This is a genomic window from Streptomyces sp. NPDC028289 (genome assembly GCF_055565975.1).
On the sequence record NZ_JBVHTI010000002.1, the window covers coordinates 726,268 to 747,714 of the forward strand.

The following is a 21,447-nucleotide window of genomic DNA, read 5'->3' on the forward strand; positions in this document are numbered from 1 at the left end:
CTGTCAGTCAAGAGGACTAGACCAACTCCATACCATTCGGGGATGTCTTCCGTCTCCGGCGGGCGGACCAGAGACGGGAGACCTCGGCTCACCGCGCCGTCAGGAACTCGTCCGCGGCCAGGGGGCGGTTCACCTCCTTCTTGCGAGGATGCCCCGGCGTTCACGCCGGGGAGAAATCGCATCCCGGTGGTGCGGCGCGGAGCGCCGCCGCCTCCGGTCTGTGGGCGCGGAGCGCCTGTATGGCTGCCCGGTGACGCTGGGGAATGCGAACGCGCGTGCCGGTGGCCGCCGGTTGGAGTGGTGATCGTGTGATCGGGGTACGGGCGTGCGGCTGTCACACGTACGGTCTCATCACAAGGCGTCGGCAGGCCGCGGACTTTCGGTCCCGAGGGTCGCGAGGGTCGCGGAGGGGGTGAGGGTGTGGCGGGAGCGGGAGCGGGAGCGGGAGCGGGAGCGGGAGCGGGAGCGGTCGCAGAGGCTGCCGGGCATGCCCGGTGGACGTTTCGCCTGCGCGTGTCGTCCACCGCGCTCGCCGCGCTGATGGACGAGTGGGGCCGGTGCCGGTGGGTGTGGAATGAAAGTGTGGCCAAGTCCCGGCGGGTCCACGCCGGGAACAGGACCCGGCCCGAGGGCACGGGCAAGGAGACGTGCGGTCCGGCACAGCTGGACCGGATGCTGACCGAGGCCCGTGCGCGTACTCCTTGGCTGCGGGAGGGCAGGTCGGTGCCGCAGCAGCAGATCATCCGCGACTTCGGGAAATCCAGGGCGAAGGCGCACAAGGACATCCGCGAGCGCCTTCCTCAGCGGCAGCGGGCCGGGATGCCGGGGTGGAAGAAGAAGCACGGGGCGCTGCCGAGCCTGAACTATACGAAGCGCGGGTTCCGGCTGAAAGACGGCCGTCTGCACCTGGCCGGGGGCATCGTCCTGGCACCGGTGTGGTCGCGGGAATTACCCGCCGCGCCCTCCTCGGTACGCGTGTACCAGGACACGGTGGGGCACTGGTACTGCTCGTTCGTGATCCCTGCCCAGGTACGGCCGCTGCCGGAGACCGGCCGGGTGATCGGTGTCGACTGGGGCGTGAAGGAGACCGCGACCACCACGTCCGATGCCCACGACCTCCCGCACGCCCAGCACGGGAAGAAAGCCCAGGCCGGACTGTCCAGGTACGACCGCATGACGGCCCGCCGCAAGCCCAGGAAGGGGCAGCCTGGATCGAAGGGCTACCAGGAGGCGAAGAAGTGGCGCGCGAAGACCTACGCGAAGATCGCCCGGCAGCGTCAGGACACCGGCCGCAAATGGGCCAAGCACGTGGTCCGCGACCACGACGCCATCGTGGTGGAAGACTTCCGGCCCGCGTTCCTCGCGAAGTCGACGATGGCCCGCAAGGCCGCTGACGCCGCGATCGGCGCCACCAAACGGGCTCTGACCGAGATGGCCCGCAAGTACGGCCGGATCGTGCACCTGGTGCACCCGGCCCACACCACCATGGACTGCGCGCACTGCGGAGCGAGAGCCAAGCACGCCCTGCCGCTGTCGGAACGAACGTACACCTGCACCGCATGCGGAACCGCCTCCCCCAGGGACAAGAACTCCGCCCGCGTGATGCTCGTCCGGGCTGGTCTCAACCCGGCTGGCGCAGAAGGCGTAAGACCCCCGGGAGCGCTGCTCCCGGAGGCTGTCTGAGTCAGGAATCCCCCTCATTCATGAGGGGGAGGATTCAAGATGCGGATGTCACCGATACTGCCGCGGGACACGATGTCGACGGCGCCCGCGTACTCGTAACCGCCCACCAGTCACGGCAGCCCGAGCGAGCTGAGGCCGGCCGACAGGCGGTTCGGGTTGTCGACGACAGGGGCACCCTCGACGTACAGCCTCGTACGGCGGCCGTCGTTGACCACCGCGAGGTGCCACCACTTCAGCTCAACCAGCCCGTGCCCCCAGTTGGTGGTCGGCCAGGTGTCGTTCAGCGGGTAGTGGTCGAACTGCGCGGCTCGCGGCCGTTGTTCGAGATGGAGAGCTGGAGCACCGGCTCACCCGGGTCGGTGTTCCAGCCGTGCTTGCCGGCGTCCCCGGCGGAGCCGCGGCGGCTGAGCACCGACGCCCAGCCGTTGTTCCCGGCGTCCCAGTCCGGCGGCAGCATCGCGAACGTCCCGATGGTGTATCCGGACCTGAACGTCTCGCCGTTCAGCGGAGACTGTGCCCCGGTGGTCAGGTACGAGCCGTGCAGTGGGTTGCGGCCGCCGCTGAACTTCAGGCCGGCGTGGTGTCGCCGCGGCCGTCGTCGCCGCTCACGTCGTGGTTGCCGGCCAGCACGCTGTACCCGGCACCGTGCGCGTCCAGCAGCGCGAACGCCTTGTCGACCTGCTGGAACGAGGACGGGTCCGCGTCCTGGGTCAGGTCGCCGAGGTGCGCCATGAACACGATGTTGTCGCCGTTCGCGTTTCCGCTGTGGTCGATCACGTAGCGGAACGACGCCTCCTGGGGCGTCCGGTTGACGCTGTCCTGGCAGCCCCAGTAGAGGAACTGGGTGTCCGGCATCACCGCGAGGGTGAACCGGAGGGCGTTCGGATCCGGTCTCCAGGCGCCGCTCCCGGTGCCGCCGGTGGCCTCCGCGGCGGACGCGGGTGTCGCGCCCAGCATGGACGCACCGGTTCCCGCTGCCGCCGCTCCGGCCAGCGCCGTACTGAAGAGAAAACCGCGCCGGCTCTGCCCGGTGCTCTCCTGCGCCGGGGTGTCGTCTCGATGGGACAGGGGCCGCCTTTCCCGTGCCGGTGGCTCAAACGCGACGACGCTACCCAGCGGCGCTCCCGGTCGGGCGGCCACGAGGTGACAGTCGAAGTGCAGAGGTCTGTCCGGGACTTGAAGGATCGGGACGGCCGGTCGAAAACCGGGTGCCGTGCCCCGTGCCCCCTCCCTACACTCATCTACTGTCACGCACCGTAGCCGCGAACCGCGGGCGCGGTGCTGAGCCGTGACGAGTCCGGACGAACGAGGGGAGAGGGCCATGCGGGATCGCGCCGCTGTCGTCCCCTCCCTTTCCCGCTACGACGTGATCCTCGTGTCCCCGTCCCTCCGGTGCCCGCTGCGCGGCGGGCACCGGACTCCGTGACGCGCGACCGGATCAGTCGCCCACCGGTACATGTACCTACTTTGACGTGCCGTCAGGCCTGACCGGTGGGCTTCGCCGCACGGGACATCGCGCCGCCCCTTCCGGGAGCGATTCCGGGAACCGTCATCCGAAAGGCACCGGGCCATGCGCACCGAACTCCACCCGAACTCCGTCAACCCCCTTGCCGTCGTCCGCAACCTGGGCATCCTCGCCCACGTCGACGCAGGGAAGACCACCGTCACCGAACGCATCCTCTTCGCCACGGGCACCATCCACAGGCGCGGCGAGGTCCACGACGGCACCACCGTCACCGACTTCGATCCCCAGGAACGCGACCGCGGCATCACCATCTTCGCCGCGGCCGTCAGCTGTGCCTGGCGCGGCCACCGCGTCAACCTCATCGACACCCCCGGCCACGTCGACTTCGCCGACGAGGTCGAGCGCTCCCTGCGCGTCCTCGACGGCGCGATCGCCGTGTTCGACGCGGTCGCCGGCGTCGAGCCGCAGAGCGAGTCGGTGTGGCGCCAGGCCGACCGGCACGGCGTCCCGAGGATCGCCTTCGTCAACAAGCTGGACCGCGCGGGCGCCGACCTCGACCGGGCCGTCGCGTCGATCCGCGACCGGCTGCACCCGGTCCCGCTCGTCGTCCAGCTGCCCATCGGCACAGAGGACGGCTTCACCGGCGTCGTCGACCTCGTACGCATGCGCGCGCTGGTCTGGGCGGACGGCGGCGGTACGGCGACGGAGGGGCCCGTTCCCCAGGAGCTGAGGGAGGTGGCGGACCGGCGCCGGCACGCGCTGGAGGAGGCGGTGGCCGCGCTGCACCCGGCCGCGCTGGAGGAGTTCTGCGCCCCGCCCGGCCGGCTGTCCGCCGTCACGCTGGCCGGCGCCCTGCGCGACCTCACCCTGAGCGGCGAGGGCGTCGTCGTCCTGTGCGGCTCCGCCTACCGCAACCGGGGCATCGAACCGCTCCTCGACGCGGCCGTGGCCTACCTGCCCTCGCCGCTCGACGTCCCCGCCGTGCGCGGTACCCATCAGGGCGCCGAGCAGCGGCGGGCCGCCGACCCCGAGGGGCCGTTCGCGGCGCTCGCGTTCAAGGTGACCGCGACCGCCACCGGGCGCCTCACCCACGTCCGGGTCTACTCGGGCACGATCGGGAAGGGAGACACCGTGTGGGACCCGGCGACGCGCCGCACCGAACGCGTGGCGCGGATCCTCCGCGTCATGGCCGACCGGCACGAGCCCCTCGACCGGGCGGCGGCCGGTGACATCGTCGCCGTCGTCGGGCTGAAGTCGGCCCGCCCCGGTGCCACGTTGTGCACTCCGGACGCCCCGCTGCTCCTTGAGCCGCCGGCCGTCGCGGAACCCGTGGTCTCGGTCGCCGTCGAGGCCCGCCGCCGTACCGACACCGACCGGCTGGCGCAGGCGCTGGCCCGGCTGGCGGAGGAGGACCCCTCGCTGGTGGTGCGCACCGACGCCGAGACCGGGCAGACCGTGCTGTCCGGGATGGGCGAACTGCACCTGGAGGTCGCGGTGGAGAAGATCCGCCGGGACGGCGGCCCCGAGGTGACGGTGGGCCGGCCGCGGGTCGCCCTCAGGGAGACCGTGGCCCGCGGGGTGACCGGCTTCGTCCACCGGCACGTCCACCAGACCGGCGGGGCCGGGCAGTTCGCGCACGTCGTCCTCGACGTCGAACCGCTCGGGTACGAGAGCGGGCCCGAGGTCGGGTGTGAAGGCGGCCACGACGGCGGCTTCGCGTTCCGGTCGGCGGTCGTCGGCGGCCGGGTGCCGCAGGAGTACGTCCGCGCGGTCGAGGCCGGCTGCCGGGACGCCCTCGCCGAGGGTCCCCTCGGCGGGCATCCGGTGACCGGGCTGCGCGTCACGCTGACCGACGGTTCGACGCATGTGAAGGACTCCTCCGACACGGCGTTCCGTACGGCGGGGCGGCTCGGCCTCCGGGAGGCCCTGCGGGCCTGCGCGATGACGCTCCTGGAGCCGGTCGCCGAGGTCACGGTCACCGTGCCCGAGGACGCGGTGGGCGGCGTGCTCGGCGACCTGGCGGCCCGGCGCGGCCGGGTCACGGGCTCCGTCACGCGGAGCGGCGCGGCGGTGCTCACCGCCACCGTGCCGCTGGCCGAACTCTTCGGCTACGCGACCCGGCTGCGCGGCCGCACCCAGGGGCGCGGCACCTTCACCGCGCGCCCGGTCGGCCACGCCCCGGCTCCGGTCGCGGCGCCCGTCCGGTGAACCACGGCGGGTGCCGGGGACCACCTCCCCGGCACCCGCCGGCACGCGTGCGCCCGTCGGCGCCCGGCCGCGCGCCCTTCGCCGCCGCCCGGCCACGTGCGCCCTCCGGCGCCGCCCGGCCGTGCGCCCTCCGCCGACGCTCGGTCACGCGCGCGCCTGCCGCCGCCCGGTCACGCGCTGCCGCCGGTACCCGTACCCGACGGTCTCCTCCGCCTGCACCGTCGTACCCGCCTTCCGGATCCGCCTCCCGGCGCCCGGCGAGGCCTTCGCCGACGGTGCCCGGCGACGCCTCCGCCGACGGCGCCCGGCGACGCCCTCGCCGTCCGCGCCCGGCCCCTCGCACCTGCCGACGCGCCGGGCGCCCGGCCTCGCCGCACCGCCCGTAACCGTCCGCAACCGCCCGCCGAAACACAACCGTTGTGGAACGCAGGCCGCCCCCGCCCCGCCCAGGCCACTCCGCTTCGGCCCAGGTCACGCCGCCGGGGCGGGGGTGCTGTCGCCGCGGAACCGGCTGTTCCCCGGCCCGCCTGCACCGATACCCGTGCCGGATCCCTTGACGAGCCACTGTTCGAGGGATTAACTCACGTCCTAAATTAAGCCATGAGGGGCTTTGGAAGCCGAACGTCGGCCCAGGCGTCCGCACCGCGCGGGCGCCGGCCTTCGCGAAGCCCTCTCGGTGTTATCGACTCCCGGAAAGGCACAGCTGGAGCCATGCGCAGCATCCGAGCCGCGGCCGTAGGCGCCGTCACCATGTCTCTCGCCCTCGCGGCCACGGCCTGCGGTGGCGGTTCGTCCACCGGGGGCGGGTCCGACGACTCCCCGAAGACGCTCACCTACTGGGCCTCCAACCAGGGCGCCAGCATCGAGGTCGACAAGAAGGTCCTCCAGCCGGAGCTCGACAAGTTCCAGAAGCAGACCGGCATCAAGGTCAAGCTGGAGGTCGTGCCCTGGTCGGACCTGCTCAACCGGATCCTGACCGCGACCACTTCCGGCCAGGGCCCCGACGTGCTGAACATCGGCAACACCTGGAGCGCCTCGCTGCAGGCGACCGGCGCGCTGCTGCCCTGGGACGCCAAGAACTTCGGCAAGATCGGCGGCAGGGACCGGTTCGTCGACTCCGCGCTCGGCTCCACGGGCGCCGAGGGCAAGGACCCGGCGGCCGTACCGCTGTACTCGATGGCGTACGCGCTCTACTACAACAAGAAGATCTTCGCTGATGCCGGCATCTCCAAGCCCCCGGCCACCTGGGACGAGCTGATCGCCGACGGCAAGAAGATATCGGCGAAGGGCAAGTCGGTGCTGGGCGCCGAGGGCGGCAACGTCTCGGAGAACATCCACCACGTCTTCGTCTTCGCCAAGCAGCACGGCGCCGACTTCTTCACCTCCGACGGCAAGCCCAACTTCACCGACGACAACGTCGTCGCCGCGGTCAAGCAGTACGTCGACCTGATGGCCAAGGACAAGGTCATCCCGACCGGTGACGCCGAGTACGCGCAGAACCAGTCGGTCAGCGACTTCGCCAAGGGCAAGCAGGCCATGCTGCTGTGGCAGTCGGCGTCCTCCAACCTCAAGTCGCAGGGCATGAGCGACAGCGACTACGGCATCGCCCCGGTGCCCGTGCAGTCCGGCACCCCCGGCACCGGTGCCCAGGTCAACTCGATGGTCGCCGGCATCAACCTGGCGGTCTTCAAGAACACCAAGAACCTCGACGGCGCCACCAAGTTCGTGAAGTTCATGACCAGCGACGACGAGCAGAAGATCCTCAACACCGCCTACAGCTCCATACCGCCGGTCAAGACCGCCCAGGAGGACGCGGCCTTCAACACCCCGGCCAACTCCGTCCTGAAGAACACCCTCGCCACCAGCGCCGCGGCCCTGCCCCAGGTGGCGTCGGAGTCGCAGTTCGAGACCACGGTCGGTACCGCGGTGAAGAACCTGTTCGCCGACGCCGCCGCCGGTCGCGCCATCACCACCGACTCCGTGAAGGCCGAGCTGGAGAAGGCCCAGCAGCAGATGCCGGCGGCCTGAGCACCATGACGACCACCACCACCGCCGTACAAGAGCCGGTGCGTGCGAACTCCCCCGGGACGGCGGGCGGCTCGGGCCGCCGTCCCGGGCGGATCCGCCGGATCGGACTGCCCTACCTGCTGCTCCTGCCCGCCCTGCTGCTCGAACTCCTCGTCCATCTCGTCCCGATGGTCATCGGCGTCGTGATGAGCTTCAAGGAGCTCACCCAGTTCTACATCCGCGACTGGACCACCGCCCCCTGGGCCGGATTCGACAACTACAAGCTGTCGGTCGAGTTCAACGCCCCCATCGGCAAGGCCCTGTTGCACTCGTTCCTCGTCACCGTCGGCTTCACCCTGCTCTCGGTCGGCCTGTGCTGGCTGATCGGCACCGCGGCCGCCGTGTTCATGCAGGACACCTTCAAGGGCCGCGGCCTGCTGCGCGCCCTGTTCCTGGTGCCGTACGCGCTGCCGGTCTACGCGGCCGTCATCACCTGGGTGTTCATGTTCCAGCACGACAACGGCCTGGTGAACCACGTCCTGCACGACCAGCTGCACCTCACCGACAAGCCGTCCTTCTGGCTGATCGGCGACAACAGCTTCTACGCGCTGCTCACCGTGTCGGTGTGGAAGGGCTGGCCGTTCGCCTTCCTGATCGTGATGGCCGGCCTCCAGAACATCCCGCGGGAGCTGTACGAGGCGGCCGCCCTGGACGGCGCCGGCCTGTGGCAGCAGATCCGCCGGATCACCCTGCCGTCGCTGCGCCCGGTCAACCAGGTGCTGATCCTGGTCCTGTTCCTCTGGACGTTCAACGACTTCAACACGCCGTACGTGCTGTTCGGCAAGTCCGCCCCGGAGGCCGCCGACCTCATCTCGGTCCACATCTACCAGGCCTCCTTCGTCACCTGGAACTTCGGCACCGGCTCGGCCATGTCCGTGCTCCTGCTGCTCTTCCTGCTGGTGGTGACCGGCGTGTACCTGGTGCTCACCTCGCGCGGACGGAGGACCTCGGATGTCTAGCCCCAGCTCGCCCATGGCCCCGCCGCGTTCCTTCCTCTGGTCCCGGCGGATCTTCCTCACGCTGCTCACCGGGTTCGTGCTGATCCCCGTGTACGTGATGATCTCCAGCTCGCTGAAGCCCCTCTCGGACGTCACCGGCAAGTTCCGCTGGCTGCCGAGCGGGCTGACCGTCCGCCCGTACATCGACATCTGGTCGACGATCCCGCTCGCCCGGTACTTCGTGAACTCGCTGATCGTGTCGGTCGCGGCGACGGTCTGCTCGGTCGTCGTCGCGGTGTTCGCCGCCTACGCGGTCAGCCGCTACGAGTTCCGCGGCAAGCGCGTCTTCACGGTCACCGTGCTGTCCACGCAGATGTTCCCGGGCATCCTCTTCCTGCTCCCGCTGTTCCTCCTGTACGTCAACATCGGCAACGCCACCGGCATCGCCCTGTTCGGCTCCCGCGGCGGCCTGATCCTCACCTACCTGACGTTCTCGCTGCCGTTCTCGATCTGGATGCTGATCGGGTACTTCGACTCGGTGCCGCGGGATCTGGACGAGGCGGCGCTGGTGGACGGCTGCGGGCCGCTCGGCGCGCTGCTGCGGATCGTCGTACCCGCCGCGGTCCCCGGGATCGTCGCGGTCGCCGTCTACGCCTTCATGACCGCCTGGGGCGAGGTGCTGTTCGCGTCGGTGATGACCAACGACACCACCCGCACGCTGGCCGTCGGCCTCCAGGGCTACTCCACGCTCAACAACGTGTACTGGAACCAGATCATGGCCGCCTCGCTCGTGGTGAGCGTCCCTGTCGTGGCCGGCTTCCTGCTCCTCCAGCGCTACCTCGTCGCCGGGCTGACCGCCGGCGCCGTCAAGTGAACCCGCTTCGCAACGAAGCCAGTTCCGAAGGGAATTTCGTGACCATCGACCTCGCCGCCCTCCCGCACGACTTCCTGTGGGGCACGGCAACAGCGGCGTACCAGATCGAGGGAGCCGTCGCCGAGGACGGCCGTGCACCCTCCATCTGGGACACCTTCTCGCACACCCCGGGGAAGATCGCGGGCGACGACAACGGCGACGTCGCATGCGACCACTACCACCGCTGGCGCGATGACATCGACCTCATGCGGCAACTGGGCGCGAACGCCTATCGGTTGTCGGTCGCGTGGCCGCGCGTGCGGCCCGGCGGGGACGGCCCGGTCAACGCCAAGGGCCTGGACTTCTACGACGAGTTGATCGACGCCCTGCTGGCGGCCGGCATCACCCCGTCGGTCACCCTCTACCACTGGGACCTGCCGCAGGCCCTCCAGGACCGGGGCGGCTGGCCCGAGCGGGCGACCGCCGAGCACTTCGCCGCGTACGCCTCCGTCGTCGCCGAACGCCTCGGCGACCGTGTCCGGCACTGGACCACCCTCAACGAGCCCTCCTGCTCCGCCTGGATCGGCCACCTGGAGGGCACGATGGCCCCCGGCTGGACCGACCTCACGGCCGCCGTCCGGGCCTCCTACCACCTGCTCCTCGGCCACGGCCTGGCCGCCCAGGCCATCCGCGCCGCCGCGCCCGGCGCCGAGGTGGGCATCGTCAACAACCTCTCCACCGTGTTCGCCGCCACGGGCCGCCCCGAGGACGCGGCCGCCGTCCGCCGCCACGACGGGCACGTCAACCGCTGGTGGCTGGACCCGGTGCACGGCCGCGGCTTCCCGGCCGACATGGTCGAGACCTACGGCGTCGAACTCCCCGAGCGCCCGGGCGATCTGGAGACCATCGCCACCCCGCTCGACTGGCTGGGCCTGAACTACTACTTCCCGGCCTACATCGAGAACGACCCGGACGGCCCCGCGCCCTACGCCCGTTCGGTCCACCGCCCCGGCGTCCCGCGCACCGGCATGGACTGGGAGATCGACGCGAGCGGCATCGAGACGCTGCTGCTGCGCCTGACCGAGGAGTACGGCGCCCGCAAGCTCTACGTCACCGAGAACGGCTCCGCCTACCCGGACGTGGTCCGCCCCGACGGCACGGTCGACGACCCCGAGCGCCAGGCCTACCTGGTCAGCCACCTCGCGGCCTGCGCCTCGGCGGCCCGCAAGGGGGCCCCGCTGGCCGGCTACTTCGCCTGGTCGCTGCTGGACAACTTCGAGTGGGCGTACGGCTACGACAAGCGCTTCGGCCTGGTCCACGTCGACTACCGCACCCAGGCCCGCACGATCAAGGGCAGCGGCCACCGCTACGCCGACATCATCCGCGACCACCGGGGACAGGCCCGCCGGGCGGCCTGACACACACTGCGGTGGGCGCGGACCAGGGGAGTACCGCGCCCACCGCGACTCCGGGTGCCGGATCCGCGCGGTGCTCCGCGCCGCGCGCTTCGCATGGCGCACGCCGTGCCGGAAACCGCCCGGCGAAAGAGCGGCCACAGCACGCGCGGCGGCGGGAGTGTCCGGACGTTGCCGCGGCTCCGGGGCTGTCCTGGTCCGAGACTCCGCGCGACCACGAGAGGGAGCGATCGGGGCCGAGGCGCGGGACCGGCCTTGCGGGGCCGGCCGCAGGGCGCCGAACCGGTTCGGACATCGGCGCCCGGCCCGGTCAGCCGACGTCGATCACGATCTTGCCCTGTGCGGTGCCGCTCTCCACGGCGGCGTGGGCCCCGGCGACGTCGGCGAGCGTGAAGTGCCTCGGGTCGAGCAGCGGCTTGAGCGCCCCGGCGTCGGCGAGTGCGGCCGCCTCGCGCATGATCTCTCCGTGGTGTTGCCGCGCGCGTCCGGTCAGCAGAGGCAGCAGGGTGAAGACACCGGAGTAGGTCGCGCCGCGGAAGGACAGGGGCGCGAGGCTGTGGGTTCCCCAGCCCAGGGCACTCACGACGTGCCCCGTGTAGGTGCGTACCGCTGCGAAGGAGTCGTCGAGCACGGAGCCGCCGACGGTGTCGAAGACGACGTCGAAGCCCTCGCTGCCGGTGTGCTCGGCGACGTATTCCTCCACGGCGGTGGTGGTGTGGTCGATCGGGGTGGCCCCCAGGCGCTGGACGACCTCCCGTCGGGAGGGTGAGGCGGTGGCGAAGACCTCGGCACCGCGGGCCCGGGCGATCTGTACGGCCACGTGGCCGATGCCGCCGGCTCCGCCGTGGACGAGAACTTTCTGCCCCGCGTGGACCTGCGCCCGGTCCACCAGTCCCTCCCAGGCCGTGATGACGACCAGGGGCAGGGCCGCTGCCTCGCGCATGGTGAGCGCGGCCGGCTTGCGGGCCAGCAGGCGGGCGTCGACGGCCGCGTACTCGGCGAGCGTGCCCTGCACGTCACCGACGCCGCCGGTCATGCCGAAGACCTCGTCGCCGGGGGCGAAGTCCGTGACGCCGGGGCCGACCTGTTCGACCACGCCGGCCAGGTCCAGGCCGAGGACGGCCGGGAGCGTGCGCTGGGCGTGGGCGGCCTTGCCGGCCCGGATCTTGGTGTCCAACGGGTTCACGCCGCTGGCCTTGATCCTGACGAGCACCTGGCCCGGGCCGGCGTCGGGCTCGTCGATCTCGCTGAGGACCAGCGGAGCGCCGAACTCCCGGAGAACCACTGCGCGCATGACTGCGCCTCCTTCCTGTCTTGCCGGTGGGGCGCGGTCGGCACGGTGGCGCACCGACCGCGGTCAGACGTGGCTGCCGACGAGCAGGCGCGCCGCCGACTTCGCTTCCGCCACGACGGAGCGGTCCTGCAGCAGGCGTCCCGAGGCCAGGGCGCCGTCGATCAGAAGTCCGATCTGCCGGGCGAGCGCGCCGGGGGCTTCCGCGCCGGCACGCTCACTCAGTTCGGTCAGCCATGCCTGACGGCGCTGCGTGTGCTGCACGGTGATGGCCCGGGCCTCCGAGTCCAGGTCCGCCTCGACCGCCGCGCTGACGAACGGACACCCGAAGAAGCCGTGCCGGTCGAAGGCGTCCGTCAGCGCGTCGAACACTCCGACGAGCTGCTCGCGAGGGTCGCCCCCGCTCCGCGCGGCGGCCTCCTGCAGCTGTGCCGTCCAGGAGTCGTCGGTCCTGCGCAGGTACGCCGCGACGAGCTCTTCCTTGGTGCGGAAGTGCACGTACAGCGTCGACTTCGCGACGCCCGACGCCGCGATGACCTGATCGACGCCGACACCGCGAAGCCCGTTCGCGTAGAACAGCTCTGCCGCCGCCTTGAGGATCCTCTCCTCGGACTTCGTCTTCCTGATCTGTGTCACCATGATCCGACCCTCCTTAATCAGACAAACTAGTCCGTTCGATTAAGAACGCCAAACGGGGAGTCCCGGAGCCGGCGGACGCCGCGCCGAGGTTGCTGAGGGCCGGCGCCCGCGAGCTCACAGCGAACCCCGGCCAACACACGGGAAAACCCCAGCCGGGAGTGAACGGGGCGTCCTCGCCTCGCGTATCCCCCCACCGTGGGAGGATCGCTCACCATGAGTGCGTCACCGGCGGTACGGAGCCTGCGTGCCGCGGTGTTCGCCGCGGTGTGCGTGCTGCTGGCTGCCGCCGGGCACGGTCTCGCCATGGGCGACATGCCGCCGCTGTGGGCCGACGCGGCCGGGTTCGCAGTCGTGTTCGCCCTCGGGCGGGCCCTCGCGGAGCGTGAGCGCGGGTTGCCGGAGATCGGCGTCGGCATGCTGCTCACCCAGGCCGGTCTGCACTTCGGCTTCGACGCGGCCCGCGCGGTCACTCCGGCGGCTCCCGCGCCCCCCATGACCATGGCCCCCACGCGCATGCACGGACATGCCATGGCCGGTATGGCGAACATGTCGGGCATGCCGGGGATCCACGGTGTGGCGCAGCAGTACCCGCACGTCCACGTCCTGACCGCGCACGCCACCCTCGCCCACGTCGTCGCCGCGCTCGTCGCCTCCTGGTGGCTGCGGCGCGGCGAGGCCGCGCTCTGGTCGCTGCTGAGGCGGGCCGCCGCGCTCGTCCCCGGTCTGGCCGCCTGGTGGCACGACGCCCCGCTGCCCGTCCCGGCCGGCGGGCCCCGCCTGGCCCCGGCCGGCCCGATACGGCCCCGCCGGCTGCTCGCGCTGCGGCACGCGGTGAGCCGGCGCGGCCCCCCCGAACCCGATCCCGTACCCGGCCTGACAGTCGTAAGACGCCCAAACAGACTTCACTCGTACGGAGATCGACTCGCTCATGTCCACCACCCGACTGACCCTCCGCCGCGCCGCCACCGTCACCGCGCTCACCGCCGTGTCGGTCCTGGCCGCCGCCGGTATCGCCGCCGCGCACGTCACCGTTCACCCCGAGAGCTACGCCAAGGGCGCCACCGACGGCGTGCTCACCTTCCGCGTACCCAACGAGGAGGACACCGCCGCCACCACCAAGGTCCAGGTCTACCTGCCCACCGACCACCCGGTCCTGGGCGTCCTCGTCACCCCGCACGACGGCTGGACCGCCAAGGTGACCACCACCAAGCTCAAGACGCCCGTGAAGACCGACGACGGCACCATCACCGAGGCCGCCTCCGAGATCACCTGGACCGGCGGCAAGATCGGCGCCGGCCAGTTCGAGGACTTCGACGTCGCCTTCGGGCAACTGCCCGAGGACACCGACCAGCTGACCTTCAAGACCCTGCAGACCTACTCCGACGGCAAGGTCGTCCGCTGGATCGAGGAAGCGCAGAGCGGCGACGACGAGCCGGAGAACCCGGCACCGACGCTCAAGCTGACGGCGGCCGACGACGACTCCGCCGCGTCGGCCGCGCCGGCCACCGGGAGCAGCGGGAAGACGGCCACCGCGGCCGCCGACTCCAGCGACTCGACCGCCCGCGGCCTCGGCATCGCGGGCCTGATCGTCGGCGTCCTGGGCCTGGCGGCGGCCGCGTTCGCCGTCGTACGGACGCGGGGCGCGAAGTCGTAGGCCAACACCCGTCGGTGCGTCGGCAGACGGCGAAGGGGCCCGGACCGTTCACCGGTCCGGGCCCCTTCGCCGTGCGCGGTTCAGCGCACCGCCAGCTCCAGGAGCTCCAGTTCCTCGGCGGAATCCGGCACGCGCTCCGCTGTGACCGCGGGCGCCGCCTCGAGGGAAGCCGGCCGCGCGTTGCGCCACAGCCACCGCACGTCCCGGCCGAAGGACCACACCAGGGAGCCGAGCGCCAGCAGCACCACGCCCAGGTTGGCCAGGTAGGGCAGCAGGTCCGCGCCGGCCAGCAGCAGGCAGATGCCCTGCATCGCGGCGACCGTCTTGCGGGCCATGGAGTGCGGCAGCGGGGCGTTCAGCCAGGGCGCGGCCTTCGCCGCCGCGACGAACGCGTAGCGCATTCCGCCGATCAGGAGGACCCACGGGCCGAGCTGCATCGAGACGTACACGCTCAGCACCAGGATCAGGAACGCGTCGACCTCCATGTCGAAGCGGGCGCCCAGCGCGGTCGACGTACCCGTCCTGCGGGCCACCTTGCCGTCGACGCCGTCGAGGATGAGGGCCACGGCCGTCAGGCCGACCAGCAGGGTGACCGGCGGGGAGCTCTCGAAGGAGTCGGCGACCAGGGCGGTCACGCCGCCGACCAGGATCGCGCGGCCGAGGGTCACCCGGTTGGCGGGGCCGAAGGAGCGGGGGCGACTGCGGTGCAGGGCCCGGGAGAGCACGGCCCAGGTGGCTATCGCGAACGCGAGACCCGTCAGCCAGCCGGCCGGCCCCATGCCGATCGCCGTCCCGAGCAGGGCCAGCAACAGGATCTGCACGCCCGCTCCCACAGCGGTCTCCTGCTGGACCAGCCTGGCTTCGTAAGTGTTGTTCAGGGCCACCGCACGTCCTCCGGCCGAGTGACAGAGTCGATCAACGCCGCGTACTGTGCGCGGCCTGTGCACTTCTCGCTGTGCACATCTCCGTACGTGAACCACTTCCCGATCGTTCAGGAGGATGCCGATGAACTCCTCGGCCCGCGCGTTCTGGCTCCGCTCTCCGGGCCATGGCGAGCTCCGTGAGGTCTCCCTCGCGGAGCCCGGCGAGGGTGAGGTACTGGTGCGCGCGCTGTACTCGGGGGTCAGCCGGGGCACGGAGACACTGGTGTTCCGGGGCGGGGTGCCCAAGAGCCAACACGCCGTGATGCGGGCGCCCTTCCAGGAGGGCGAGTTCCCAGGTCCGGTGAAGTACGGCTACCTCAGCGTCGGCGAGGTCGAGCAGGGACCCGATGGGCTGATCGGGCGTACGGTCTTCTGTCTGTATCCGCATCAGACGCGTTACGTCGTTCCGGTGAGCGCGGTGACGGTGGTACCGGAGCGGGTACCCCCGGCACGTGCGGTACTCGCGGGCACGGTCGAGACCGCCGTGAACGCCCTCTGGGACGCGGCGCCGCTGGTCGGCGACCGGATCGCGGTCATCGGCGGCGGCATGGTCGGCTGCTCGGTCGCCGCCCTGCTCGCCCGCTTCCCCGGCGTACGGCTCCAGCTGGTGGACGCCGACCCGGCCCGGGCCGGGACCGCCGAGGCGCTCGGCGTGGACTTCGCGGCCCCCGGGGACGCCCTCGGGGAGTGCGACCTGGTCGTGCACGCCAGCGCCACCGAGCAGGGCCTCGGCCGCGCGCTGGAGCTCCTCGCGCCGGAGGGCACGGTCCTCGACCTGAGCTGGTACGGCGACCGGCGCATCGCCCTCCCGCTCGGCGAGGCCTTCCACTCCCGCCGGCTCACCGTGCGCAGCAGCCAGGTCGGCACCGTCTCCCCGGCCGCCCGCGCCGGCCGCACCTACGCCGACCGGCTCGCCCTGGCCCTGGACCTGTTGGCCGACCCGGCGCTGGACGCCCTCATCACCGGGGAAAGCGCGTTCGAAGAGCTGCCGGAGGTGCTTCCGAGGCTCGCCTCCGGGGAGCTTCCCGCCCTCTGCCACCGGGTCCGCTACGGCGACAACGGCTGACGGAACGTCCAATGACCACCGGTGCGGGCCGCCAAGAGGTCCTGACCTGAGAAAAGAGTGAGAGTGGACTGAACGCGGGGAAGCCAAGAGCCGTATTAAGGGCATCCCCCGGCAGGGATCAGCCGGGGGACCAGACGCGCCGCACCTGGAGGGTCGTCCGTTGTTCAGCATCACCGTCCGCGATCACATCATGATCGCCCACAGCTTCCGCGGCGAGGTGTTCGGGCCCGCGCAGCGCCTGCACGGCGCCACGTTCCTGGTGGACGCCACCTTCCGCCGTGAGCAGCTGGACGACGACAACATCGTCGTCGACATCGGTCTTGCCACCCAGGAACTCGGCGCCGTGGTCAGCGAGCTGAACTACAGAAACCTGGACAACGAGCCCGACTTCGCCGGGATCAACACCTCCACGGAGTTCCTCGCGAAGGTCATCGCCGACCGGCTCGCCGAGCGCATCGAGAAGGGCGCGCTCGGCGAGGGCGCCCGGGGCCTCGCCGGGCTGACCGTCACCCTCCACGAGTCCCACGTCGCCTGGGCGAGTTACGAGCGTGCCCTGTGACCGACATGACCGTCGGCCGCAAACCGGCCCTCACCTACGTGCCCGCACAGCGCGTGTCCACCACCGACAGCGAGACTCCGGCGAACATCGGGATCCTCCCCATGTCCCTGCGCAACGTGCACTTCGTCATGCCCGGCGGCGTCGACGACCCGGCCAACCCGAGCGGCGGCAACGCCTACGACCGGCGGGTCTGCCTCGACCTGCCCGGCTTCGGCTGGCAGGTCACCAAGCACGCGGTGCCCGGCTCCTGGCCGCGCCCCGACACGGCCGCCCGCGACGCCCTCGCCCGCACCCTGCGGGAACTGCCCGACGGCACGGCCGTCCTGCTGGACGGTCTGGTGGCCTGCGGGGTCCCGGAGATCGTCGTACCGGAGACGGAGCGGCTGCGGCTCGCCGTCCTCGTGCACCTCCCGCTCGGCGCCGAGACGGGGCTCGACGCGGCCGTGGCAGCCGACCTGGACGCCCGCGAGCGCACGGTGCTGCGCGCCGTACCGGCCGTGATCGCGACCAGCGACTGGGCGGTACGACGGCTGGTCTCGCACCACGGCCTGGCCCCCGAGCGGGTCCATGTGGCCGCCCCGGGCGCCGACATCGCCCCGCTGGCCGCCGGCACCGACGGCGTCTCGCACCTGCTGTGCGTCGCCGCCGTCACCCCGCGCAAGGGCCAGCACCGGCTCGTCGAGGCGCTCGCGGCGGTCCGGGACCTGCCGTGGACCTGCACCTGCGTCGGCGGTCTCGACGCGGCTCCCGAGTACGTCGCCCACCTGCGGTCGCTGATCGCGGAGCACGGGCTGACGGACCGGCTGCACCTGGCGGGCCCGCGCGCCGGCGCCGACCTGGACGCCAGTTACGCGGCCGCCGACCTGATGGTCCTCACCTCGTACGCCGAGACCTACGGCATGGCCGTCACCGAGGCCCTCGCCCGTGGCATCCCGGTGCTCGCGACCGATGTCGGCGGCCTGCCGGAAGCGGTCGGCCGCGCCCCCGACGGCGGGGTGCCCGGCATCCTCGTGCCGCCGGAGGACCCCGCCGCGCTCGCCGCCGAACTGCGCGGCTGGTTCGGCGAGGCGGACGTACGCCGCCGCCTCAAGGCCGCCGCGCGCGGCCGGCGGGCGGCACTCGACGGCTGGGCGACCACCGCCCGCAGCCTCGCCGGAGTCCTGCTGCGGCTCCCTGACGAACCCCGGAGGGCGGCATGACCAGCGAGACCACGACCACTACTCCGGTCGGCGCGATACCCGCGCAGCCGGGACCGATGGATGTTACGGATGCGGGAATGGGACGAGAACGCGAACAGGCGCCCTCCGAGGTGATCGCCGGAGCCGGTCCCGTCGTCCGTCCGGGCGAACGGGCCACCGTGCGGCTGCGGGAGACCGGGCCGGAGGAGCCGCCGCGCTACGCCCCCGAGTGGCTGGAGCTGCGGGAGAGCGCGGACGCGGCCGCCCGGGCGCACGAGCTGCTGGACCCGCTGCGGATCCGGCTGGCCAACCTGCCCGGCAAGGCGGGCGGGACCGTCGTGCACGACCTGGGCTGCGGCACCGGCTCGATGGGCCGCTGGCTCGCACCCCGTCTGGACGGCTCCCAGCACTGGATCCTGCACGACCGCGACCCGTACCTGCTGCACTTCGCCGCGGTCGCCTCGCCCCGCGCGGCCGCCGACGGCAGCCGGGTCACCGTGGAGACCCGGCGCGGCGACGTCGCCCGGCTCACCCCCGACGCGCTGATCGGCGCCTCCCTGGTGACCGCGTCCGCGCTCCTGGACGTCCTCACCCGCGAGGAGGTCGACATACTCGCCGAGGCCTGCACCGGGGCCGGCTGCCCCGCGCTGCTCACCCTCTCGGTCGCCGGGCGGGTCGAGCTGACCCCCGCCCACCCGCTGGACGCGGAACTCACCGAGGCGTTCAACGCCCATCAGCGGCGCGGCGGACTGCTCGGCCCGGACGCCGTCACCGCCGCCTGCGAGGCCTTCGCCGACCGGGGCGCCACCGTGAAGGTGCACCCCAGCGCGTGGCGGCTCGGCCCCGACGAGAAGGCGCTCACCGAGCAGTGGCTGCGCGGCTGGGTCGGCGCGGCCGTCGAGGAGCGCCCCGAACTGGCCGGCCGCGCCGACGCCTACCTGGCCGAACGGCTCGCCGCCAACACGGCCGGCGAACTGCGGGTCGTCGTGCACCACAGCGACCTGCTCGCGCTCGCCCGGCCGACCGGAGGCACCGCATGAGCACCCCGACCCTGGTCCGCGAGGCCGCGCCCGTCGCCGCCACGCTCGCCGCGCCCCGGCGGCTCAACCTCCGCGCCGTCCGCACCCACCTGGGCACCGTCGCCGGGGCCGCCATCATCGCCGTGCTGCTGTGGCGGCTCGGCACCGGCGTCTTCCTCGACGGACTGCGCCGCATCGACACCCCGACGCTGGTCGTCGGCCTGGCGGTCGGCGCGGTCACGACCGTACTGAGCGCCTGGCGCTGGCAGTTGGTGGCCCGCAGCCTCGGCCTCAGGCTGCCGCTCGGGCCCGCCGTCGGCGACTACTACCGGGCGCTGTTCCTCAACGCGGCCCTGCCCGGCGGGGTGCTCGGCGACGTGCACCGGGCGGTCCGGCACGGGCAGAGCGAGGGTGACATCGGCCGCGGGGTCCGCGCCGTCGTCCTCGAACGCACCGCGGGACAGATCGCGTTGACGGTGTTCGGCGCGGCCGCGTTGCTGATCCTGCCCTCGCCGGTGCGCGCCGAGGTGCGCAGCTTCGCCCCGCTGGCGGCGGCCGGGCTGGCCGGCGCGTGCGCGATCGTGGTCGCCGTCCGCATGAACAAGGCCCCGGGCAAGCGTGCCGGTGCCTTGCGCGCCACCCTCGGCGAGGCCCGCCGCGCGCTGCTGTCGCGGCGGAACGCGCCGGGCGTCGCACTGTCCTCGGCGGTCATCCTCGCCGGGCACGTCGGGATGTTCGTGGTGGCCGCGCGGGTCGCGGGTTCCACCGCCTCGGTGGCGGCGCTGACGCCGATCGCGGTCCTGGCGCTGGTCGCGATGGGCCTGCCGCTGAACGTCGGCGGCTGGGGCCCCCGGGAGGGCGTCACCGCCTGGGCGTTCGCCGCGGCCGGCCTCGGCGCGGACAGCGGGCTCGCCACCGCCGTCGTCTACGGCGTCCTCAGCTTCGTGGCGGCCCTGCCGGGTCTGGTGGTCCTGGTCGTCCGCTGGTACGCGGGGCTGCGCTACTCCCGCCCGGCGGTGAGCAGTTCGAAAATCGCGCCGAAGGAATCCGCGAGGCTCGACAGGAGTTCCTTCCCCTTTTCCGCCGAGCCCAGGGAAGGACGGCCGATGACGCCCGACTCGGTATAGGCGGACATTCCCAGGGTGAGGAGATGACGACGGTCGTCAGCGATGAAATCGGCAGACTCGTGACCAGGGCGGACCAATTCGGGATGAGCGTGCAGCAGAATGGAGGTCTCGATTTCTCCGGCATGCATGTCGGTGAGCGCCGAGGTCTCCACCCCGGCCCGCTCCAGGGCTGCCTCCCAGTCCTCCGCGGCCGGGTACAGCGCCATCCGCTCGCCCCGCGCGGACGCCTCCTGTACGACGTTGCCCAGCACGTAGTTGCCGCCGTGGCCGTTGACCACGACCAGCGCCTCGACGCCCGAGCGGCGCAGCGAGCCGGCGATGTCGTTCACCACCGCGTGCAGCGTCACCGCGGAGATGCTGACGGTCCCCGGCCAGGCCGCGTGCTCGTGCGAGCAGGAGACCGTCACCGGAGGGAGGAGGTGCACCGGGTACGCGGCGGCGATCTCCCGGGCGACGGCACAGGCGACGAGGGTGTCCGTCGCGAGCGGAAGGTAGGGGCCGTGCTGTTCGAAGCTCCCCACGGGAAGGACGGCGACCTGTGTTGAAACGCCCGCCCCCCTGGTCCGTACCTCTTCCGTAGTGTCCGTCGGCACCAAGCCGTATGCCGCCGTACGCGCGCCCGAACCACTCATCATTTCACGGCCTTTCGTCTCCTCTTAGGAATCAGATCATGACAGAGAACATCGGCGTACTCGGCAAGAAGTCCCCACGGCGTTCGGGCGTGGAACGCGTCGTGAATGCACCGCTGCCCACCGTCTACGGGAAGTTCCAGGCGATCGGCTACCTGGACCACGACCGCGGTGACGAGCAAGTCGCCCTGGTGTACGGGGACATCGACAGCGACCGGGTGCTGACCCGGCTGCACTCCGAGTGCCTGACCGGGGACGCGTTCGGCTCCCAGCACTGCGAGTGCGGCGACCAGCTCGCCGCCGCGCTGCGCGCGGTCGTCACCGAAGGCAGCGGCATCGTCGTCTACCTGAGGGGTCACGAGGGCCGCGGCATCGGCCTGCTGGCCAAGCTGCGCGCGATGGCCCTGCAGGCGGAGGGCCTGGACACGGTCGAGGCCAACCTCGCGCTCGGACTGCCCGTGGACGCCCGTGACTACGGCGTCGCCGCCGGCATCCTGAGCGACCTCGGGGTGCGTTCGGTACGCCTGATGTCCAACAACCCGCGCAAACGAGAGTCCTTGGTACGGCACGGCATCGAGGTCGCCGAAACGGTCCCGCTGCTGATCGAGCCGTGCGAGAACAACATCACCTACCTGCGGACGAAGCGCGAGCGTCTCGACCACGTGCTGCCCCACCTGGACGCGGTGGCGCACTGGTCCTGAGGTACCGGGCGGCCTCCCGGGGAAGGATCGGG

19 protein-coding genes and 1 pseudogene are annotated in these 21,447 nt (G+C 72.0%); 13 read left to right on the top strand and 7 right to left on the bottom strand.

Annotated elements, in window-relative coordinates:
- The first annotated feature begins 513 nt into the window (after positions 1-513).
- Positions 514-1,683, top strand: a complete 1,170-nt coding sequence (locus ACZ4UV_RS11160) for an RNA-guided endonuclease InsQ/TnpB family protein (RefSeq protein ID WP_467837442.1) — start codon at positions 514-516, stop codon at positions 1,681-1,683.
- A gap of 280 nt (positions 1,684-1,963) precedes the next feature.
- On the opposite strand, the gene ACZ4UV_RS11165 is transcribed toward ACZ4UV_RS11160, so the two are convergent.
- Positions 1,964-2,140: a hypothetical protein gene (locus ACZ4UV_RS11165; protein WP_451020623.1), complete on the bottom strand. Its 177-nt coding sequence runs from the start codon at positions 2,138-2,140 to the stop codon at positions 1,964-1,966.
- Between the two features lie 110 nt (positions 2,141-2,250).
- Positions 2,251-2,640, bottom strand: a complete 390-nt coding sequence (locus tag ACZ4UV_RS11170; protein ID WP_467837444.1) for a metallophosphoesterase family protein — start codon at positions 2,638-2,640, stop codon at positions 2,251-2,253.
- A 613-nt stretch (positions 2,641-3,253) separates the two neighbouring features.
- Between ACZ4UV_RS11170 and fusA the strand changes: the two genes are divergently transcribed.
- The 5 genes from fusA to ACZ4UV_RS11195 all read left to right on the top strand — a co-directional run bounded on the left by fusA (position 3,254) and on the right by ACZ4UV_RS11195 (position 10,632).
- The gene (gene fusA, locus ACZ4UV_RS11175) at positions 3,254-5,356 is read left to right on the top strand and encodes an elongation factor G (protein ID WP_467837446.1); all 2,103 of its coding nucleotides are present in this window, start codon (positions 3,254-3,256) and stop codon (positions 5,354-5,356) included.
- 711 nt (positions 5,357-6,067) lie between these two features.
- Complete coding sequence (locus ACZ4UV_RS11180) at positions 6,068-7,384, top strand: ABC transporter substrate-binding protein (RefSeq protein ID WP_451018957.1); 1,317 nt, start codon at positions 6,068-6,070, stop codon at positions 7,382-7,384.
- Positions 7,385-7,389: 5 nt separating this feature from the next.
- Positions 7,390-8,382 carry a carbohydrate ABC transporter permease gene (locus tag ACZ4UV_RS11185; protein WP_451018958.1) on the top strand — a complete coding sequence of 331 codons (993 nt, stop codon included), beginning with the start codon at positions 7,390-7,392 and terminating at the stop codon, positions 8,380-8,382.
- Positions 8,383-8,395: 13 nt separating this feature from the next.
- Entirely contained in the window at positions 8,396-9,235 is an 840-nt protein-coding gene (locus ACZ4UV_RS11190) for a carbohydrate ABC transporter permease (RefSeq protein WP_451018972.1), read from the top strand.
- 38 nt (positions 9,236-9,273) lie between these two features.
- Positions 9,274-10,632, top strand: coding sequence for a GH1 family beta-glucosidase (locus ACZ4UV_RS11195; RefSeq protein WP_467837449.1), 1,359 nt, complete (start codon positions 9,274-9,276; stop codon positions 10,630-10,632).
- A 307-nt stretch (positions 10,633-10,939) separates the two neighbouring features.
- Here the strand turns inward: ACZ4UV_RS11195 and ACZ4UV_RS11200 are convergent, their stop codons facing one another.
- The 3 genes from ACZ4UV_RS11200 to ACZ4UV_RS11210 form a co-directional block, all read right to left on the bottom strand.
- Positions 10,940-11,923 carry a zinc-dependent alcohol dehydrogenase family protein gene (locus tag ACZ4UV_RS11200; RefSeq protein WP_451018960.1) on the bottom strand — a complete coding sequence of 328 codons (984 nt, stop codon included), beginning with the start codon at positions 11,921-11,923 and terminating at the stop codon, positions 10,940-10,942.
- Between the two features lie 63 nt (positions 11,924-11,986).
- Complete coding sequence (locus ACZ4UV_RS11205) at positions 11,987-12,559, bottom strand: TetR/AcrR family transcriptional regulator (protein ID WP_351500305.1); 573 nt, start codon at positions 12,557-12,559, stop codon at positions 11,987-11,989.
- A gap of 222 nt (positions 12,560-12,781) precedes the next feature.
- Positions 12,782-13,489: a hypothetical protein gene (locus ACZ4UV_RS11210; RefSeq protein WP_467837452.1), complete on the bottom strand. Its 708-nt coding sequence runs from the start codon at positions 13,487-13,489 to the stop codon at positions 12,782-12,784.
- Between ACZ4UV_RS11210 and ACZ4UV_RS11215 the strand changes: the two genes are divergently transcribed.
- Positions 13,488-14,213, top strand: a complete 726-nt coding sequence (locus ACZ4UV_RS11215) for a YcnI family protein (RefSeq protein ID WP_467837454.1) — start codon at positions 13,488-13,490, stop codon at positions 14,211-14,213. The two genes, ACZ4UV_RS11210 and ACZ4UV_RS11215, sit on opposite strands and share 2 nt — an antisense overlap.
- Before the next feature lie 80 nt (positions 14,214-14,293).
- On the opposite strand, the gene ACZ4UV_RS11220 is transcribed toward ACZ4UV_RS11215, so the two are convergent.
- Positions 14,294-15,097 (bottom strand): CDP-alcohol phosphatidyltransferase family protein, encoded by an 804-nt coding sequence (locus tag ACZ4UV_RS11220; protein ID WP_451018963.1) that lies wholly within the window; start codon positions 15,095-15,097, stop codon positions 14,294-14,296.
- Positions 15,098-15,218: 121 nt separating this feature from the next.
- On the opposite strand from ACZ4UV_RS11220, the gene ACZ4UV_RS11225 reads away from it, so the two are divergent.
- From ACZ4UV_RS11225 to ACZ4UV_RS11245, 5 genes and pseudogenes are all read left to right on the top strand, one after another.
- Positions 15,219-16,202, top strand: coding sequence for a zinc-dependent alcohol dehydrogenase (locus ACZ4UV_RS11225; RefSeq protein ID WP_467837456.1), 984 nt, complete (start codon positions 15,219-15,221; stop codon positions 16,200-16,202).
- 160 nt (positions 16,203-16,362) lie between these two features.
- Positions 16,363-16,761 (top strand): 6-pyruvoyl trahydropterin synthase family protein, encoded by a 399-nt coding sequence (locus tag ACZ4UV_RS11230; RefSeq protein ID WP_093497951.1) that lies wholly within the window; start codon positions 16,363-16,365, stop codon positions 16,759-16,761.
- 5 nt (positions 16,762-16,766) lie between these two features.
- Entirely contained in the window at positions 16,767-17,960 is a 1,194-nt protein-coding gene (locus ACZ4UV_RS11235; RefSeq protein WP_451018973.1) for a glycosyltransferase family 4 protein, read from the top strand.
- 77 nt (positions 17,961-18,037) lie between these two features.
- The gene (locus ACZ4UV_RS11240) at positions 18,038-18,979 is read left to right on the top strand and encodes an SAM-dependent methyltransferase (protein WP_467837458.1); all 942 of its coding nucleotides are present in this window, start codon (positions 18,038-18,040) and stop codon (positions 18,977-18,979) included.
- Positions 18,976-19,857: pseudogene (locus tag ACZ4UV_RS11245) on the top strand (lysylphosphatidylglycerol synthase transmembrane domain-containing protein); the annotation flags it as partial. The gene ACZ4UV_RS11240 and the pseudogene ACZ4UV_RS11245, both read left to right, overlap by 4 nt.
- 101 nt (positions 19,858-19,958) lie before the next feature.
- Here ACZ4UV_RS11245 and ACZ4UV_RS11250 read toward each other — a convergent pair.
- The gene (locus tag ACZ4UV_RS11250; RefSeq protein ID WP_390037659.1) at positions 19,959-20,717 is read right to left on the bottom strand and encodes a creatininase family protein; all 759 of its coding nucleotides are present in this window, start codon (positions 20,715-20,717) and stop codon (positions 19,959-19,961) included.
- A gap of 38 nt (positions 20,718-20,755) precedes the next feature.
- Here ACZ4UV_RS11250 and ribA point away from each other — a divergent pair, with 38 nt between their 5' ends.
- Complete coding sequence (gene ribA, locus ACZ4UV_RS11255; protein WP_362594758.1) at positions 20,756-21,415, top strand: GTP cyclohydrolase II; 660 nt, start codon at positions 20,756-20,758, stop codon at positions 21,413-21,415.
- The last annotated feature ends 32 nt before the right edge of the window (positions 21,416-21,447 follow it).

What these genes read in the sequence shown, in the direction of transcription:
- ACZ4UV_RS11165 (WP_451020623.1), bottom strand. Translation starts at nt 2,140, where the DNA reads ATGCTGCCGCCGGACTGGGACGCCGGGAACAACGGCTGGGCGTCGGTG.
- ACZ4UV_RS11170 (WP_467837444.1), bottom strand. Translation starts at nt 2,640, where the DNA reads ATGCTGGGCGCGACACCCGCGTCCGCCGCGGAGGCCACCGGCGGCACC.
- fusA (WP_467837446.1), top strand. Translation starts at nt 3,254, where the DNA reads ATGCGCACCGAACTCCACCCGAACTCCGTCAACCCCCTTGCCGTCGTC.
- ACZ4UV_RS11180 (WP_451018957.1), top strand. Translation starts at nt 6,068, where the DNA reads ATGCGCAGCATCCGAGCCGCGGCCGTAGGCGCCGTCACCATGTCTCTC.
- ACZ4UV_RS11185 (WP_451018958.1), top strand. Translation starts at nt 7,390, where the DNA reads ATGACGACCACCACCACCGCCGTACAAGAGCCGGTGCGTGCGAACTCC.
- ACZ4UV_RS11190 (WP_451018972.1), top strand. Translation starts at nt 8,396, where the DNA reads ATGGCCCCGCCGCGTTCCTTCCTCTGGTCCCGGCGGATCTTCCTCACG.
- ACZ4UV_RS11200 (WP_451018960.1), bottom strand. Translation starts at nt 11,923, where the DNA reads ATGCGCGCAGTGGTTCTCCGGGAGTTCGGCGCTCCGCTGGTCCTCAGC.
- ACZ4UV_RS11205 (WP_351500305.1), bottom strand. Translation starts at nt 12,559, where the DNA reads ATGGTGACACAGATCAGGAAGACGAAGTCCGAGGAGAGGATCCTCAAG.
- ACZ4UV_RS11215 (WP_467837454.1), top strand. Translation starts at nt 13,488, where the DNA reads ATGTCCACCACCCGACTGACCCTCCGCCGCGCCGCCACCGTCACCGCG.
- ACZ4UV_RS11210 (WP_467837452.1), bottom strand. Translation starts at nt 13,489, where the DNA reads ATGAGCGAGTCGATCTCCGTACGAGTGAAGTCTGTTTGGGCGTCTTAC.
- ACZ4UV_RS11225 (WP_467837456.1), top strand. Translation starts at nt 15,219, where the DNA reads ATGAACTCCTCGGCCCGCGCGTTCTGGCTCCGCTCTCCGGGCCATGGC.
- ACZ4UV_RS11235 (WP_451018973.1), top strand. Translation starts at nt 16,767, where the DNA reads ATGACCGTCGGCCGCAAACCGGCCCTCACCTACGTGCCCGCACAGCGC.
- ACZ4UV_RS11240 (WP_467837458.1), top strand. Translation starts at nt 18,038, where the DNA reads ATGGGACGAGAACGCGAACAGGCGCCCTCCGAGGTGATCGCCGGAGCC.
- ACZ4UV_RS11250 (WP_390037659.1), bottom strand. Translation starts at nt 20,717, where the DNA reads ATGAGTGGTTCGGGCGCGCGTACGGCGGCATACGGCTTGGTGCCGACG.
- ribA (WP_362594758.1), top strand. Translation starts at nt 20,756, where the DNA reads ATGACAGAGAACATCGGCGTACTCGGCAAGAAGTCCCCACGGCGTTCG.